Annotated in this window: 17 protein-coding genes; 8 read left to right on the forward strand and 9 right to left on the reverse strand. The window is 52.0% G+C overall.

The genetic code is table 11. The features are described from left to right. Nucleotides 1-7 precede the first annotated feature (7 nt). Nucleotides 8-748 (forward strand): class I SAM-dependent methyltransferase, encoded by a 741-nt coding sequence (locus ACYVI1_RS14370; protein ID WP_460911297.1) that lies wholly within the window; start codon nt 8-10, stop codon nt 746-748. A 54-nt stretch (nt 749-802) separates the two neighbouring features. Here the strand turns inward: ACYVI1_RS14370 and ACYVI1_RS14375 are convergent, their stop codons facing one another. Both ACYVI1_RS14375 and ACYVI1_RS14380 read right to left on the reverse strand, forming a co-directional pair. After that, a complete protein-coding gene (locus ACYVI1_RS14375) occupies nt 803-1,276 on the reverse strand; it encodes an LIC_13387 family protein (protein ID WP_460911298.1) in 474 nt (157 codons plus the stop codon). Between the two features lie 27 nt (nt 1,277-1,303). After that, entirely contained in the window at nt 1,304-2,992 is a 1,689-nt protein-coding gene (locus ACYVI1_RS14380; RefSeq protein ID WP_460911299.1) for a VRR-NUC domain-containing protein, read from the reverse strand. 27 nt (nt 2,993-3,019) lie between these two features. Between ACYVI1_RS14380 and ACYVI1_RS14385 the strand changes: the two genes are divergently transcribed. From ACYVI1_RS14385 to ACYVI1_RS14410, 6 genes are all read left to right on the forward strand, one after another. Further along, nucleotides 3,020-3,997, forward strand: a complete 978-nt coding sequence (locus tag ACYVI1_RS14385) for a DUF2157 domain-containing protein (RefSeq protein ID WP_460911300.1) — start codon at nt 3,020-3,022, stop codon at nt 3,995-3,997. A gap of 47 nt (nt 3,998-4,044) precedes the next feature. Then, on the forward strand, nt 4,045-5,235 hold the full coding sequence (locus ACYVI1_RS14390) for a hypothetical protein (protein WP_460911301.1): 1,191 nt from the start codon (nt 4,045-4,047) through the stop codon (nt 5,233-5,235). 43 nt (nt 5,236-5,278) lie between these two features. Beyond that, nucleotides 5,279-5,365 carry a type II toxin-antitoxin system VapB family antitoxin gene (locus ACYVI1_RS14395; protein WP_460911758.1) on the forward strand — a complete coding sequence of 29 codons (87 nt, stop codon included), beginning with the start codon at nt 5,279-5,281 and terminating at the stop codon, nt 5,363-5,365. Between the two features lie 7 nt (nt 5,366-5,372). Next, nucleotides 5,373-5,561: a hypothetical protein gene (locus ACYVI1_RS14400; RefSeq protein ID WP_460911302.1), complete on the forward strand. Its 189-nt coding sequence runs from the start codon at nt 5,373-5,375 to the stop codon at nt 5,559-5,561. A gap of 83 nt (nt 5,562-5,644) precedes the next feature. Then, on the forward strand, nt 5,645-6,832 hold the full coding sequence (locus tag ACYVI1_RS14405) for a phosphoglycerate kinase (protein ID WP_460911303.1): 1,188 nt from the start codon (nt 5,645-5,647) through the stop codon (nt 6,830-6,832). Between the two features lie 97 nt (nt 6,833-6,929). Next, complete coding sequence (locus ACYVI1_RS14410) at nt 6,930-7,568, forward strand: transposase (protein ID WP_460911304.1); 639 nt, start codon at nt 6,930-6,932, stop codon at nt 7,566-7,568. Between the two features lie 64 nt (nt 7,569-7,632). Here ACYVI1_RS14410 and ACYVI1_RS14415 read toward each other — a convergent pair whose 3' ends face one another. The 4 genes from ACYVI1_RS14415 to ACYVI1_RS14430 all read right to left on the reverse strand — a co-directional run bounded on the left by ACYVI1_RS14415 (nt 7,633) and on the right by ACYVI1_RS14430 (nt 11,788). Then, the gene (locus ACYVI1_RS14415) at nt 7,633-9,132 is read right to left on the reverse strand and encodes a tetratricopeptide repeat protein (RefSeq protein WP_460911305.1); all 1,500 of its coding nucleotides are present in this window, start codon (nt 9,130-9,132) and stop codon (nt 7,633-7,635) included. Nucleotides 9,133-9,173: 41 nt separating this feature from the next. Continuing rightward, the gene (locus tag ACYVI1_RS14420; protein WP_460911306.1) at nt 9,174-9,929 is read right to left on the reverse strand and encodes a zinc ribbon domain-containing protein; all 756 of its coding nucleotides are present in this window, start codon (nt 9,927-9,929) and stop codon (nt 9,174-9,176) included. Between the two features lie 154 nt (nt 9,930-10,083). Continuing rightward, nucleotides 10,084-11,181: a Nif3-like dinuclear metal center hexameric protein gene (locus ACYVI1_RS14425; protein WP_460911307.1), complete on the reverse strand. Its 1,098-nt coding sequence runs from the start codon at nt 11,179-11,181 to the stop codon at nt 10,084-10,086. A 91-nt stretch (nt 11,182-11,272) separates the two neighbouring features. Further along, the gene (locus tag ACYVI1_RS14430) at nt 11,273-11,788 is read right to left on the reverse strand and encodes a hypothetical protein (protein WP_460911308.1); all 516 of its coding nucleotides are present in this window, start codon (nt 11,786-11,788) and stop codon (nt 11,273-11,275) included. A gap of 372 nt (nt 11,789-12,160) precedes the next feature. Between ACYVI1_RS14430 and ACYVI1_RS14435 the strand changes: the two genes are divergently transcribed. Beyond that, entirely contained in the window at nt 12,161-13,474 is a 1,314-nt protein-coding gene (locus ACYVI1_RS14435) for a glycosyltransferase (RefSeq protein WP_460911309.1), read from the forward strand. Between the two features lie 229 nt (nt 13,475-13,703). Here ACYVI1_RS14435 and ACYVI1_RS14440 read toward each other — a convergent pair whose 3' ends face one another. The 3 genes from ACYVI1_RS14440 to ACYVI1_RS14450 form a co-directional block, all read right to left on the reverse strand. After that, entirely contained in the window at nt 13,704-14,459 is a 756-nt protein-coding gene (locus tag ACYVI1_RS14440) for a VOC family protein (protein ID WP_460911310.1), read from the reverse strand. Nucleotides 14,460-14,657: 198 nt separating this feature from the next. Then, nucleotides 14,658-15,707 carry a sensor histidine kinase gene (locus ACYVI1_RS14445; protein WP_460911311.1) on the reverse strand — a complete coding sequence of 350 codons (1,050 nt, stop codon included), beginning with the start codon at nt 15,705-15,707 and terminating at the stop codon, nt 14,658-14,660. After that, nucleotides 15,704-16,753, reverse strand: a complete 1,050-nt coding sequence (locus tag ACYVI1_RS14450) for a sensor histidine kinase (RefSeq protein WP_460911312.1) — start codon at nt 16,751-16,753, stop codon at nt 15,704-15,706. The genes ACYVI1_RS14445 and ACYVI1_RS14450 overlap by 4 nt, the downstream gene beginning before the upstream one ends. Between the last annotated feature and the right edge of the window lie 15 nt (nt 16,754-16,768).

Consider the following 16,768-nt stretch of genomic DNA (forward strand, 5'->3'; position numbering starts at 1 on the left):
AAACTTTATGCAACCGCTCGACCGCTTCTCGGGTCATGCCGACCTCTACGCCCAATACCGCATCGACTACCCGCCTGAACTCTACGATTTTGTCCTTTCGTTTGTTCAGAAACGTCAAATTGCCTGGGATTGTGCCACCGGCAACGGGCAGGTAGCGGGCACATTAGCGAATTTTTTTGAGCAGGTCGATGCGACCGACATCAGCGAAACGCAACTGATACTGGCCGTTCAGAAACCAAACCTTCACTACCAGCTCAGCCCGGCGGAACAAACGCCCTTTGCCAGCCATACCTACGACCTCATCACGGTGGCGCAGGCCCTGCACTGGTTCGATATTGACGCGTTTCATCAGGAAGTGCGTCGGGTGGCCAAACCCGGTGCCATCATCGCCGAATGGGGCTATGGGTTGGTGCAACTCGATTCATCGGCCCTCGACCCGATTATGCTGAATTTCTACCGGAACCGCATTGGCCCGTATTGGGACCCGCAGCGGCAGTATATCGACGATGCCTACGCCACCCTGCCCTTTCCCTTCGCCAGTGCCCAACGCGCCGGGTTCATGATTTGGCGGACCTGGTCGCTGGAGCGATTCCTGAACTACCTTCGAACCTGGTCGGCGGTGCGGCAGTATATCCACGAAAACGAAGAAGACCCGGTGGTTGGGCTGGGGGAGGAATTAAAAGCGTTTTGGGGCGATGGGGAGCGCGAGATGCGCTTTCCGGTTTTTCTACGGTTGGGGCGGGTTTGATTTAATAGCAACGTTTTTAAGCCTGGCGATGTGGCGGATTTTTACCACTAAATCTCATTTGTCTATAAGTATCAAAAAATACGCCATACTGTAGCATACAAATGTTATCAATAGGCCTATGAAGGGTATTGTGAACCAATATTGTTTTGCCAGCCAAACATAGAAGCTAATTGTCAGAATATTAAAAAGAAAAAAGAAATGGTCAGATTGTAGAATTGTGAAATACTGAAAGGCTAAATAAAAGTTGATCAGACCGATAAAAATTGCGCCACTACTATGACTTGCATTAAAACCGATCCACGCTTTCCATACTGTTACTTCCTTTGTCAAAATAGGAGAGGAAGATTTCATATGCTCTATCATCTTTTCATTTCGTGACGAAAAATTAGTAGTGAAAAAAGTGTAATACAGGTGAATACTACCTAAAACAGCAATTATTACTGAGCCTATTTGCCAAAGATAGTTTGCCATCATTTTGTTTGTAAAAATAGATTGGTTGCGGGCACTTAAAAATGATGCAGAACTCATGACTATACAAATGATGAAAGCCAATAATCACGCTTCCCAAATCACCCGCACCACCTTGCCGTGAATGCCAATCGTCTGGAAAAACTCTAACCAGTGCAGTTGCTGCGGGCCGAGGTGATCGGTGGGCGATTTCACTTCAACGAACCAATACTCGCCCTGTTCATTCCAGACCAGTAAATCAGGAAAACCCCGCGTGTGTTCACGCAGGTTGCGGGCCATTTCGAGCAGAATCAGCCGCAGTTGGTCAATGCCCAGCAGGTCGATCATCCGCTGAACGAGGGTCAGCAGTTCGTCGGACCAGTCGACCAGCACGTTGGTGATGCCGTATTTGGCGTTGAACATGCGGCCCGTGTGCCGTCGCCAGTCGTCTTTGGTGGCGAGTTCGGAGAGTCGCTTTTTTAGTAAATCTTCGCGCTTCAGATAAAAGTCGGGCAGGTAAAAATCCGACGGAGCGCGTTGCAGCGGGTGGTGAATCGCCGACACGTTAGCGTCGTAGATAATATCCCAGAACACCAGCCCAAACAGCCCGCGCCAGGGGTAATTCTCCGTAAAAGCCGCGTCGAAATCCTGCTCGAAGTAATAGTTCATCACCCCCGCTTCTACATGGTGCCGGTAGGCCGCCGGAATATTGACGCTCTCGGCATCCGACAAAAAACGGGTGGTGGCTTTGCGGCTGCGTTTTTTCTCGCCCGCAGTGAGAATCTTCTCGCGGAAATCGTTGGCAAAATACCGCTCTTCGGCGTTGAGCGGACTCACGGCAATCTCATCGCAGAGGGCGAGGGCTTCGTCGACCGAGCCGTTTCGGAACAAGAGCCGAACGCGCCGTTCGCGGGCCGGTACGCGGTCGGAGAGTTCATAGACCGACAACGCCTGTTCGGGAAGTTTTTGCCGCTCCAGATAAGCACCCACCCGACACACCAGTTTCTGATAACCCGGAATGGCAATTTCGGTGAGTTCGGGGCGGGTTTCGTTCCAGTTCAGAAACCAGTTGTAAATATCGTCGGCGGGCGTTTCGGCTTCTTTGAGTTCGTAGAATTCCTCGTTGGTCAGCGAAATCAAGAGTTTATCTTCGACCTCCTTACGGGTACGGAAACGGGCCGTAAGTTTACTTTCGTCGTAGCGTTCAAAATTGACCATGCCGAGATCGCGCACGACAAACTCAGTCATGTTGCTGCCCCGGTTGCCGAAAAACAAGTATTTGACCATCATCCCTTCGGCTTCAAAATTCATGCGTATAACCGTTTCGTGGGTCGTCAGACTCGTCATAACCTCCCCAAAATCAAGCTCCTGCAGGGCGTACCGGACTACCCCTTCCTTCTTTTCTTTGGCTAAGGGCCGGATTTCTTCGGGCGCCAGCGGCAGTAAATCGAGCAGTTCGGGCTTGGTGAAAACGCCCAGCGCATCGACGCCCAGGCTTGAGTGGTGAGCCGACAGCCGCTCGATGAATCCGGCGGTCAGTAATTCGCCAACGGCCGCCGGCAGGTCGGTTATTTCATTATATTGTAGTTTGTTGATGCGAAAAAAGAGTCCTTTGCGGTTGCTGAACCGGACATACAGGCACTGGGCATCGAGGCTTAACTCCTCGAACCGGCGCACAAAATTCCATTCGGCATCGTTTAGCAGATTACCATACAGGCGTTTGACAAAATCCAGCACATAGCGGAAATTGTCGAGGTAGTAGCGGGGAGTAAGGATAATTTTCTGTCGACCAACCATACATAAAGAACAAAAAAACAACCGTTTATGTCCCCAAATGACGTTCTGAATGAGTTGCATAAGCAGGGTATTTTGCCTGCCGGGCAACAAGTCAAAATCGCCCAAATTGAGCAGGCAAGACCATTCTCCATTCATTGGGAACTCCGGTCAATGCTCTATGCCGGCATCCTGCTGCTCAGTTCGGGCCTGGCGCTGCTGGTGTATGATAACTTCGACCGAATTGGGCACGGAGCGTTGCTGACGGCCATTGCGGTGGCCTGTGCTGGTTGTTTCTGGTTCGCCTGGCGGTACCGGCCGGAGTGGACAACGGCCCAGACCAAGAGTCGTTCCACTTTTGGTGATTATGCCTTAATTCTGGCCTGTCTGTTGTTTCTGACCCTCGAAGGCTACGCTCAGTATGCCTATAACGTGTTTGGGAATCGGTATGGTTTGGTCACGCTGTTGCCCGCCTTATTATTTCTTCCTCTGGCGTATCGGTTTGACCACCGGGGCGTGTTGGGCATGGCGCTGACGGCCCTGATTTCGTGGGTAGGCGTTACGGTTCGCCCGCTCGAACTATATGTTAAAACCAATTTTTTCGACCAGGTAACGGTCTTCTCCGCGATTGGGCTGGCGCTCGTGCTGATTGGCGTGAGTTTAGCCCTGGAGCGGAAGGAAATAAAATCCCACTTCACCTACACGTATCTGACAATGGCGGGCAATCTGCTCTTAATCGCGTTGCTGGGCGGTCTGTTCAATTTTGACGAACTTCGTTTGGTATTTGCTGTAGGGTTAGCCATGACCTGTTTCGCCTTTGATCGATACGCCCGACGCGACCAGTCGCTCGTGTTTCTGCTGATGAGTGTGGTGTATGGCTATATTGGCTTCACTTACCTATTTTTTCACTACCTGCGCCCCGATGGCGACGACCTGTATTATTGGTACTTTATCGTCACGGGCATTGCCGTTGTGTATTATTTGATGAGTCAGCTACCGAAACGAAGTACAGAAAATAAACATGCTTAGCCCACTCACTACTCAGCGTCCCCTCTTTCACTCTTTCGCTCTTAGTTATGAAAGCCTATAACGAGCAATGGATTTATAACCGCAGTGTTTTGGAGCAATCCGAGCGGTGGCACCGGCAACAGGTGCTGTCCGATGAGCAGATAGCGGCTGTGCGGAAGGCGTATCCGGTTGAGTTCAGACAAACAAACGGCTTTCTCGAAATTGGCCTGTTTCTGTTTACGACCGTTGCCATTCTGGCTTGTTATCTCCTGCCTGCCAGTCTATTCTGGTCTGCTTTAGAATCGCAGACGGGCTATGGCGTGTTCAACATTGCGTCGGGCATTGCCGTGGGTTTGGTGGGTCGGCTGCTCATTAATCGGCGGCTTCTCTACCGAAACGGTATCGACAATGCGTTTGTGGTTACGATGGCCGGACTGCTGGCGTTTGGCGTCAATCAGCTACTGCCTGATGGTCTCTCCGTGGCCATACACTGTTTGCTGACCTTGCCGGTTCTGTTGCTGGTTCTGTGGTACTATGGCGATACACTCATCGCGTTTTCTGCCCTGGCTACGTTCTACGCCTTCGTTTTCGATAGCCTGCTGGATATTAGCTGGGGGAAAGACGCGCTTCCGTTTGTGATGATGGGCGTTTCAGGGGGGCTGTATGTGCTGGCGAAACAAATCCTGAAAAATAAGCCGGAACCGCTTTATTATACTGACCCCCTGAATCTGGTACAATGGATTGCGTTGATTGTGCTGGCCGCCAGCGGCAACTACTTTGTCGTGCGTGAGCTGAATGGCGTGCTGCTCGACGCCCAGCCGGGTGTTTCGGTCAATACGGGTGCGCCCGAAATTGCGCTCCCCGCCCTGTTCTGGCTGCTGACGTTTGCCATTCCAGCCATTTACCTGTGGCAGGGATTGATGAAGAAAAACCGGATGTTGCTTATTCTGGGTGCGCTGGGCCTGATTGCTGCCGTTGCTACCCTGCACGAGTACACGGCATTGGTGCCCCTCAACGTCGCCCTGACGCTTGGCGGGCTGATTTTGATTGGCATCGCCGTTTTCGGCATTCGGTATTTAACCCAACCCAAACACGGCTTCACCGATGCCCCGGACGACGATTCGCCAAACGAGTTTTTTATAAATATGGCCACCATTGCCGCTATCCAGGCCACCGCCGGGGCATCTCATGGGCCGAAAGATGACCTCCGATTCGGGGGTGGCACGTTCGGTGGTGCTGGCAGCGAAGGAAACTATTGATGTGTATAAAAACGATTATATTTGTGTATAGCTACAAAATATCATGCGAACCAACATTGATATTGATGATAAACTGCTTCAGAGAGCATTAGAATTTAGTCAGTTAAAAAACGAAGAAGGCGATTGTTGAACTGGCTTTGCAGGAATACGTTGAGCGACAGGCACGCTTAGATTTGCTGTCCTTATTTGGTAAAGTCCAGTGGGATGGTGATTTGGAACAGATGCGTACTGACGAAACTCCGAATAACGACCTTCCCATCCTGCATAACGACGTTGACTTCGACCAGATTGCTCGTTTTACGACATCGCGGATTGCTAACCCGTGAGTATTGCCGATAAACTTCACGTTTCGCGTCTGCCGAAAAACCGCTAAGTTTGACCCCGCAAACCAACGACCATACGCCGTCGCATGAAAACCGTAGATGCCTACAATTTTGCCGGGAAAAAAGCCCTCGTTCGGGTCGATTTTAACGTCCCCCTCGACAACCAATATACCATCACCGACGATACCCGAATCAAAGCCACAATTCCGACCATCCTGAAAATCGTGAACGATGGCGGTTCGGCCATTCTGATGTCGCATCTGGGTCGGCCAAAGGGTGGTCCCGAAGAAAAGTATTCGCTCAAACACCTGCTGCCTGCGCTGAAAGAAGCTTTTGGCCGCGAGGTGAAATTTGCCGATGACTGCATTGGTCAGTCGGCTATCGACCTCGCAGCCAGCCTGCAACCGGGCGAAATTCTGCTGCTCGAAAACCTTCGTTTCTACAAGGAAGAAGAAAAAGGGGATGTGGCGTTCGCCGAAAAACTCGCCAAACTCGGTAATGTCTGGGTAAATGATGCCTTCGGAACGGCCCACCGCGCCCATGCCAGCACCGCCGTGATGGGGCAATTCCTCACCGACCGGGTTTCGGGTTATGTGATGCAGGCTGAGTTGGAAAACGCTAAAAAGATTCTGGAAGATGCCCAGCGGCCGTTTACGGCGATTATGGGCGGGGCTAAAATCTCCGATAAAATCCTGATTATCGAGAAGTTGCTCGACAACGTGGACAACCTCATCATTGGCGGAGGCATGACCTACACCTTCACCAAAGCCCAGGGTGGCCAAATCGGGAACTCACTCCTCGAAGCCGACAAACAGGAACTGGCCCTTGAGTTGCTGAAAAAAGCGGAAGCCAAAGGCGTAAAAATTTACATGCCTGTCGATAACCTCTGCGCCGACTCGTTTTCGAACGATGCTAACCGGCAGGTCGTTCCGACCGGCCAGATTCCCGATGGCTGGCAGGGCCTGGACATCGGCCCCGAAACCATCGAGAATTTCAAGGCTATTGTTATGCAGTCAAAAACCATTCTCTGGAATGGCCCGATGGGTGTCTTTGAGTTTGAAAACTTCGCCACCGGCACCAACGCCATTGCCGAAGCAGTGGTGAAAGCCACCGAAGAAAACGGCGCGTTCTCGCTCATTGGCGGGGGCGACTCGGCGTCGGCCATCAATCAGGCTGGCTACGGCGACCGCGTTAGCTACGTCTCAACGGGGGGCGGTGCACTACTGGAGTACATGGAAGGGAAGGTGCTGCCGGGTGTGGCTGCGCTGGCGTAGAGACGTATAATCTACTAAAAAATGGCGACATACGCCATATCTCCAAGATATGGCGTATGTCGCCATTTTTTAGTAGATTATCGACAAAAACACCAGTATGCTATCGCATCGTCAACAATATTATCCGCCGTTGCTGGAAGAGAGCTTTTATCACATCTATAATCGAGGTAATAATGGGGATAATCTCTTTTATCAACACCGAAACTATCAGTACTTTTTGCAGAAGTATGATTTTTACCTGAGTGCTTATTTAGAGACATATACCTTTTGCTTATTGCCAAATCATTTCCACTTGTTAGTACGGGTCAAAAATTTTGTTGACCTACCTAAAACATATCAGACACTTCAGCATGGTACGGAGTTAATTACATCACCAGAGCGTATCATCAGCGAGCAATTTCGACGCTTCTTTGTATCTTATGCTAAATCTATAAAGGTTCAGCAAGAGCGCACTGGCAGCATTTTTGAAAAGAATTTCAGGCGTAAACTTGTTGATTCAGACAATTACCTCACAACGCTCATTGCTTATATTCACCACAATCCGCAAACGCATGGTATCTGTTCTGACTTCACCGAGTATCCGTACAGTTCATATTCCAAAATGATGAAGCCAAATCCGACCCGGTTAATGAAACATCAGGTGCTTGATTGGTTTGGTGGGAGTGAAGCTTATCAATATTTTCATCAAAATTGCAATGAGTCAATGTCGATCAGTGAGTTGATTATTGAGGCTTAAGTCAATTGTAAGGAACCAAAACCATATGCCATATCTCCAAGATATGGCATATGGTTTTGGTTCCTTACAATTGACTCAGCCCCGCCCGCGCCTTGTTGTCTACGCTGTTTTTGTACTCGTGGTGTTTGAAACTCAGGGCTTTCCGAAAAAACGACCGGGCGAGCGCCCGGTCGTTTTTTTGTTGGTAAATATAGCCCAACTGTAAAGCCGCCGTAGCCCCGAAGGAAAGCTGATCCGGCTCGCTGAGGGCAAGCGCCCGGCTGAGGTAAGGAATGGCTGCGTCGGGTTCGTTCCGACGCTGGTAGATTCGGCCCATGCGATACGTGTACTCGGCTTTCTCGGCGGTAAGCGAAAAGTTACGCTCTGTATACGGGCGAAGGTAAACCAGCGCGCTATCCGTAAAGCCGCCATCCGACGCCAGCCGTGCCCGCATCAATAGCTTTTGATTGGGCAGTGCTCCCTTTTTCAGATAGGCTTCGGCAAACTTCTGGGCAGCCTTATCCGACTCGACCGTTGTTCGCCCGACTACCAGTACTTTTTGCAGAAAGGGTCGTGCCTGCGCGTCATTCCGGTCGGTAGACAGCCAATGGCACAGAAAGAGTTTGTAGTAGGTGTCTTTCAGGAAATTCTGGCCTTTGTACAGCGTCAGAAATTGCCCGAAATGAGTAATGGCTGTAGCATACTGGCCTTTTTGCAGATAAATGTCGCCCAGAATATTTTCGATAACCGGCAATGGCTGATAGGCCGAACCGGCAGGCCGACTTTTCAGGTAGGTAAGGGCCTGCTCACTATGGCCATTTTTTTGCTCAATGGTGGCCCCAAAGAAATGCAGCAGCAGGTTGTCGGGGTTTTCCTTCACCAGCTTCTGCAGGGATTGCCCGTCGGCATCGGTGAAGTTGAGCACATACGCCCGCACCATCAGGTCGATGAGTTGGCTCTCGAGCCGGAAGGTCGGGTGTTGCTGCGCCCGTTGCAATTCCTGTTGCCCCTGCCGAACATTCCCATGTAACCCCAGCAGAGTAGCCACCCACCCGTAATTGTCAGGTACAGAGCCAATCATGACGTGCAGCGTCCCCAGCGATTTGTAAGTCGGCCCGAAATCGGGAAATCGTTTTTGATTTTCTGCCAGTAGCTTATACGCCCGAATAACATCCCAGCTCGCACTAACTTCTTTCCCGAATTTCAGTTTGACAAACGCCCAGTGCAACCGCACTTCAGCCAGCAGCAAACGTTGCCAGGGCGAGGTATCGTCTAATTTTTTCAGCGCATCGAGCCGGTCGTCTTCCCGGTCGCTCAGGGTGGCAAAGGCCTGGTCGTCGTCGGAGGTGACGAGGGTGAGCATGTCGGCGTAGTCATCCAGAAAAATATGCACGCCGTTTGCCGGCGATTCGCCCATCATCTGTTGGCGGGCCGACTGAATCTTCAGCTTTTGCAGGTCGGCATAGGCCCGCTGCAGACCCGGTGTCCAGACGAAATCCTGGGCATGGCCTAACAGTGGTATGAGCAGAAATATAAACAAAAACACCGGGTTGAAACCCGGTGTTTTTGTAAAAAAGCTCTTCATGGATTGCGTCGGGTTTCAACCCGCTGATCTAAGTTATTGCTCTACCGCCCACGACCCGTTGGGGCTGGTTCGGGAACGCCTTCCACATCGGCTAAAACCCGACCACAGTGTTCGCAGACAATAATTTTCTTTTTGTCTTTAATATCGGCCTGACGCTGGGGCGGCACCACATTGAAGCAACCTCCGCAGGCTCCGCGTTTGACCACCACAACGGCCAGCCCATTGAGCGCGTTGCTGCGAATTTTGTTGTAGGAATTCAACAAACGCGTCTCAATCGTAGTGGCCTGAATATCGCGCTTTTTAATAATTTCTTTCTCTTCTTCCTGGCTTTCCGATGTGATCTGGTCCAGTTCCTGCCGTTTGGCTTTCAGGTCTTCCCGGCGTTCGTTCAGCGCGGCCTGCGTTGTTTTAATCTCCTCTTCTTTGCCCCGCACCCGAAACTGCGATTCGTTGGCTCGTTTCTCAACCAGTTCGATTTCAAGGGTTTGCAGCTCAATTTCTTTTGAGATAGCGTCGAACTCGCGGTTATTGCGGACGTTCATTTGCTGATCTTTATACTTGGTGATCAGCTTTTCAGCATCTTTCTTCGCTACACGATTGTGCTCGATTTCTTCTTCCAGCGTCTTGATTTCGCTCTGAAACTTGCCAATCCGGGTTTCAAAACCAGCAATGTCGTCTTCGAGGTCACGGACTTCTTCAGGTAGACCACCCCGAATTTTTATGAGTTCATCTAACTGAGAATCAAGAGATTGTAGTTTGAGAAGGGCGTCTAATTTCTGCGCAATCGTCAGTTCCATTCGGAAGTTGTGTTAATATAAAATGTATAATGCATAATGGACAATGGATAACGAACGGTAGTTGATGCCTAATGGAGACTGAACTAAGCTATTGAAAAACAGGAAGTTACTGCCGCGCATCAGTCATTATACAAGTTTCATTATACAGTATTCATTAAAAATATCGTACCGGATTTGTGTCGGTTTCTGATAAAATTACCGCAAAAGTAGTGAATTTTTTTGCCAAATGTCCGCATATCAACTCTTTCGTGAAGACTTCGCTCTCATAGTGCCCAATGTCGCAGATACTAATGCGCCCGTCGGCATCGAAAAATTCGTGATACTTGTAATCAGCGGTTACGAATACGTCGGCCCCGGCCCGGATGGCATCCGGCAATAGGAAACTTCCCACGCCCCCGCACACGGCCACACGCCGGATTGGGCGGTGGGGGAACGATGTGTAGCGAATCAGATGTAAATGCATGGCCTCTTTCAGATACGAAAGCCACGACGGGCCATCCATCGGCTCCGGCAACTCACCTACTGCGCCCGACCCAACATCGGGGTTCTGGTTATCGAGCGTGTAGAGGTCATAGGCCACTTCTTCGTAGGGGTGAGCCTGCCAAAGGGCCGCTAAAACGGTCTGCTTCGCGTGCGAGGGGAGAATCACTTCAATCCGGTGCTCCGGCTCCCGATGGTAGTCGCCAACTTCGCCCATGACTGGATTGGCGCCCGGCCCGGCCTGGTAGGCACCCGTTCCTTCGACCCGGAAACTTGCCCGGCTGTACTTTCCGATGCTCCCGGCTCCGGCTTCGTGCAGCGTATCGAGCACGGCCTGCGTATGAGACAGCGGTACAAACGTGACTAATTTGGTCAGTACCTGTGTTTTAGGGGCCAGCACCCGAACCTTTTGCAACTGTAGCCTTTCCGCGATTTTGAAATTAACTCCCCCGGCCACATTGTCTAAGTTGGTGTGGGCGGCATAGATGGCTACATCGTTTTTGATGGCTTTGATTACCGTGCGCTCCACGTAGTTCTTTCCGTTCAGTTTTTTCAGTCCCTTAAAAACAATCGGGTGATGCGCTACAATTACGTTGCAGCCTTTGGCAATGGCCTCATCCACAACGGCTTCGGTAGCGTCGAGCGTGACCAGAACACCCGTGATTTCGGTGGCTGGGTCGCCCGTGATCAGGCCCGCGTTATCGTAAGCTTCCTGATAGACGAGGGGCGCGAATGCTTCAAGGTACGTGGTAAGCTGACGAATCTGGGGCATAGAAAAAGTTAGTAGTTTGTGGTTGGCGGACGCACAATTGCGTCCGCCAACCACAAACTACTAACTTTTTTTTACCTCTGCCAGTTCAGGCTTACTGCACCTTCCAGGTCATGATGAGTTTGAGCGGGTCGTTGCTATCCTGCGTACTAACTTTTGCTTTTAAGCCGGTCGCCGAGGCTTCCAGAATTTCCCATTCGGCAACGTTTTCGTTAGGTCCGGTTATCAGGCGGAGAATATGCGTGTTGGCATTATAGGTCCATTTGCCGGGTGTGGTTTCGTTGGTATCCGTGTTGCCATCGCTACACTTCAGGGCACCGTCGTTGCCCGATAGCCGGCCGCCTTTTTCAAAGCGAACGATATTGTCGGTGTCGCAGGGGCGAAGGAAGGCTAACAAGTCTTTGTCAACTTTGCCGTCGCCGTCGAGGTCAATGAGCGGGTCGGAGGTTACGGCGCTAATCCTGAGGTTCTTGTCCACGAAGACGGGTGTGTCGTCGTTGTTGACGGGCGTTACACCATCGGTATCTTTCTTACAGGCTGCGGTCGACAGCAGGAGGCCCAACAGGCAAATGGCCAGATTGCGGGGTGAGGTAAATGAGTTCGTTTTCATGAGTATGTTGTTTAGCGAAAAAGAGAAAGGCAAGTCAGAGTCGGTTGCCGGGTCAAAATTGGGAGGTTGACGCCCGCTTTGAAAGGCGTGAACGGACGAACCGGCAGAAGCAGCCAGCGAAGTGCTGAAAATGGGTTATCAACCGCCAGTGATATAGTTCCAGGTTTGCTGTTTCAGGTTTCAGCCGGATCGCCGGTTGGTCCGACTGAAACCTGAAACTGATCAGATCAGCAAATACAGCTTCATTCTATACGGGGGTTCGTTCGGTTCAGGTCGAACAAATGCGGTTTCGTCGCTCCCGTGATTGGCTAAGCAGCGGGGGCAGGGCCACTTTTGCCTAAACCTTTCTTGAACAGATAAACAACAAAGACGATGACACCGCGTAAAATTCTTTTCGCCACTATGCCCATGGATGGGCATTTCAATCCCCTGACCGGCCTGGCCGTTCACCTCAAACAGCAGGGCCACGATGTACGCTGGTACACCGGCGGGACCTACGCCGACCGGGCCGAACGGCTGGGCATTCCAGCTTTTCGCTTTCAACAGGCCCGCGTTATCAACCAGGAGAACTTAGATGAACTGTTTCCCGAACGCGCCCGGATCAAAGGCGCACTGGCCCGCATCAAGTTCGACATTAACAACGTGTTTGTGCTGCCCATTCAGGACTACATGGCCGACCTGAAGGCCGTAGTGCAGGCGTTTGCCTTCGACATGGTCGTGTGCGATGTGGGCTTTTCGGCCGTGTCGGTCATGCGTCATGCGTTCGGGGTGCCGGTGGTGGTGATGGGCATTATACCGCTGCCCCAAACCTCCCGCGACCTGCCCCCCAACGGCCTCGGTATGACACCGTCGACTTCCTGGATCGGCAGAAAAATACAGGACGTGCTCCGGGCCGTAATCAGCTACACGATGCGCGGGCCTACGCAGGTATATAATCAGGTGATTAGCCAGTTCGGCTTGCCGCCGGAGAAAGAACTCGTCTTCGATATTGCGGTTCAACATGCGGATCTGTATCTTCAGAGCGGCACACCGAACTTCGAGTACATGCGCTCCGACATGAGCGAGAATGTGCGCTTTGTTGGGCCATTGCTGCCCCACAGTTCGGGCGTGAAGCATCCCTTCCGGCATGTAGCCTTAACCAAACAGTACCGGCGCGTCGTACTCGTTACCCAGGGCACCGTCGAGCGCAATCCCGAAAAAATTATCGTTCCTACGCTCGAAGCCTTCAAAAACGATGCGTCAACACTGGTTATCGTCACAACGGGTGGCTCACAAACCGCCGAACTGCGCCAGCGCTACCCACAGGCTCATGTCCTTATCGAAGACTTCATCGACTTTAATTCGGTGATGCCCTTCGCCGATGTGTTTGTTACCAACGGGGGCTATGGCGGGGTGTTGTTAAGTATCCAGAATGGCCTGCCAATGGTTGTGGCGGGCGTGCATGAGGGTAAAAACGAAATTGCTGCCCGCTTAGGCTACTTCGGGCTGGCCGTCAGGCTGAATACCGAAACGCCTAAAGTCAGCCGCATCCGTCAGGGTGTAGAGCAGGCTCTGAACAACCGGCAGTATCAGCGTAATGTGGAACGATTAGCCGCCGAGTTCACCCAATATGACACCCTGCGGCTGTGCGAACGCTACATTGCAGAAGTAATGACAGCGCATGAGCGGACGCTTGTTGCCGCCTGACCATAACGGAGTAGTGGATTTAGTGCAACGCGGAGGTAAACCCGCAGCTTCAGGCTAAACAGTGCGGGTTTACCTCCGCGTTGCACCAAATTCACTACCTGCACAACAGCCAATAAATTACCCCAGTACTGGAAGCGTTGTCAGTACTGGGGTAATTTATTGGCTGTAGAGACGAGTTTCTGGTAGATAAGGATGGCGTGCAGACGAACAACCCAATAACGAAGAACGCTTACCAGACAGGAGCCTCAAGGTGATGAATGTCCTCCTGCGTGCATGTGTCGGTATAGCCTTTCCCAATCGGCAACCGATTGATTTCATACGAATACAACTCCTGCACCTCGCCATTGGCCTCGTTCGTGAATTGGACCCGGCAGTAGTTCAGGCCGGCGGGTATGTTGGAAAACAGCCAGTTGCGGCCCACCCGCGCCAGGATGAACAGCCCGTTGTCGTCGCCGAGGGCGTTAAAATTCGGTGCAGGCGTGGTTTTGGCGAACTGCTTAACGCCAAATCGTCGCTGAATTTGGTCGGTTGTGCCGGTTACGTCCTCCGTGGCGATACCAATCTCACTGACACCCTGAAACAGGTCCGTGAGTGTCAGGTTCGGGTCGTCCAGATTCAGGTCTGTGCGGGCGATAAACTCAAGCAGATTTCCCGCAGCATCCTGGAAATAGCAGGCTTTGGCCCGCCAGTTAGGAAAGTCGGCTATCGTTTTTGTGGGCGCATCCACGCCCGACGGTTGGGTAGGCAGGTAGTCCAGATCAAAATAGTACATGAGTACTTCCAGCGATCCGCGTGGTACGTTGATGGCGAGGTGGTAGGGCGCTACCGGCTGGTCAATCAGCCGGAACGTTAGCCGGGTCCAGCCGATCAGCACGGTCAGGTGGGTAGGCGAGTGAGACAACATGGGTAAGCCCAATCGACGGACGTAGAAGAGCCGCGTGGTCTCAAGGTTGGCGGTATAGAGGTCGAGTTCGAGAATTTTCACAGGATAAAAGGAGGTTCGTGATTGACTGACCTAAAAGTCATTCATCGCCCGCTGGCAATCAAGGCTAACCTGCATGAACCGGAAAAAACTGGGAGTGAAACGATATAGGAATCGATAATGGATAATGGATAATGGATAATTTTCACTGGCCTGGCATTCCGGTGTGGTGAGCTGCACTATTCATCATTAACTATTCATTTAGGTAGTTTCCACAACCCGCCCTTCACTCATTAGCGGTAAACTGACGACGAACCAGCCTGGCTGCTCCTCAATCACCAGCTCGCCTTCATTCAGCAACTCAAAGCGGGTGGCTAAGTTGCTTAGTCCGGCACCGGCGGTTTCAACACGGAGGGTCTTGCGCTGGAGTGTGTTGGCTACGTGCAGCCGTTGGTCGGGCGTGGTGTAAATATTGACGTGCAGCGGCTGTTCGGGCAGAATCACGTTGAAGCGCACCGCATTTTCAACCAGCACCTGGAGCGTCAGCGGGGGAATGAGCAGGCTTTCGTGCGGCTCGTCGATGGTCAACTTCAGCACCAGACCGGCCCGATAGCGGGTTTGGAGCAGGTGAAAATACGAACGAATAAAGGCCACCTCGTCGTGCAGTGGCACTAAATGGCGGTCGCTGGCCTGCAGCAGATACCGGAAAACGGATGTCAGTTCGTCCAGAAACGCATCAGCCCGGACAGGATTCTCGCCAATCAGCGACGACAGCGAATTGAGGCTGTTGAACAGAAAGTGCGGGTTCACCTGGTGTTGCAGGGACGTAAGCTGACTTTGGAGCGAGACTTTTTCCAGCGTATTGGTTTCGATGGTTTCGCGTTGCCATTGCTGTAGAATGTACCAGCCCTCATAGATGGCGAAGTAAATAAAATGGTAGAAAATCTGGATGCCGATGTTGCGGCTTAGTTCAACGGCGTTGCTGTAATACTGGAATGTGCCGTCGATCAGAAAGCGGATCAGGTGGCGCAGAAGCCAGGCGAAACTGACGAATACCGGCAGGGCCATGGCCAGCCATACCAGGCGCTGGCGGGTGTTGGCTAAGCCGGGATAGCGCTGCTGAACCCGGAGAACGGCCCAGCGGGCCATATTCCAGCAAAGAATACCGGCCGTGATGGCGATAAAGGCGTTGACCATCCGTTCATCGGCGGGAAGTTTAAGATACAGGTCCAGCCGAAAAAATAGGCTCACGAACACATACAGCCCCACCGGGCCAAGCAACCGCAGGTGGGTATCGGGCAACGATTTCATGGCGTGGGGTTGGTTTCGGGTTGATGGGCCAGCAACGGCAGCGTGACCACGAATTGTCCGGCATCCTCCCGGATGGCAATGTCGCGCTGGCCCAGCAGGCGGTATTTGGTGGCAATGTTGGCCAAGCCTACCTTGTTGGAGAGTACCGCCGTATTTTTCCGCTGCAGGTTGTTCTGCACCACCAGCAACGGCCCCCGTGTCAGAATCTCAACCACCAGCGGACTATCGGGCAAAATAACATTGTGTTTGACGGCGTTTTCGACCAGCAGTTGCAGCGTCAGGGGGGGCATGCGGCAGTCCAACTGCCGCTCCGCAACCGCAATGTGAAGGTCGATGCCCGCGCCGTACCGGGTTTTGAGCAGTTGAAAATACGATTTGATGAAGGCCAGTTCGCGCCCCAGGGTCGTTAGTTCCTGGTCGTTGGCCCGGAGCAGGTAGCGGTACACACTACTGATTTCGTCCACGAAGGCTTCGGCCTGCCGGGGATTGTCGTGAATCAGCATCGACAGCGAGTTGAGGCTGTTGAAGAGAAAATGCGGGTTAATCTGACTTTTCAGCGTGTCGAGCTGATGCTGTAGTTTATTCTTTTTAAGGCGTTCGTTCTGTTCGTAGGCCTGTTGCCACGCCCGCAGGACATATCCCCCCTCGTAGACGACGAAATAGACGCAATGGTAAAAAATCTGAATACCAATTGAATAGGTATAGTTGGGTATTGTTTGCGTTAAGTACGACGCGTTGTTGAAGGCGATGTGGGCAAGTTGCCGAATCAGCCAGGCAAAATTGACCAATACGGGCATCAGCACGGCCATCCAGAGCAGCCGTCGGCGGGTGTTGGCTAAGCCGGGGTAACGTTTTTGCAACCGGAGCGCCACCCAGCGGGCCAGATGCCAGCAAACGTATCCTGCTGTCAGGCCTATCAAATCCGACCGAATCAACTTATTTTCGGATAGTTCAAGATACCAGTTCAGCCGAAAAAACAACGTACCCATCAAAAACAGGACGAATGGGCCGATGATTCGTAATTGGTTGTCGTTAAGGGCTTTCACAGGGTGCTTACGGTA

The sequence above is a fragment of the Spirosoma areae genome (genome assembly GCF_054781775.1).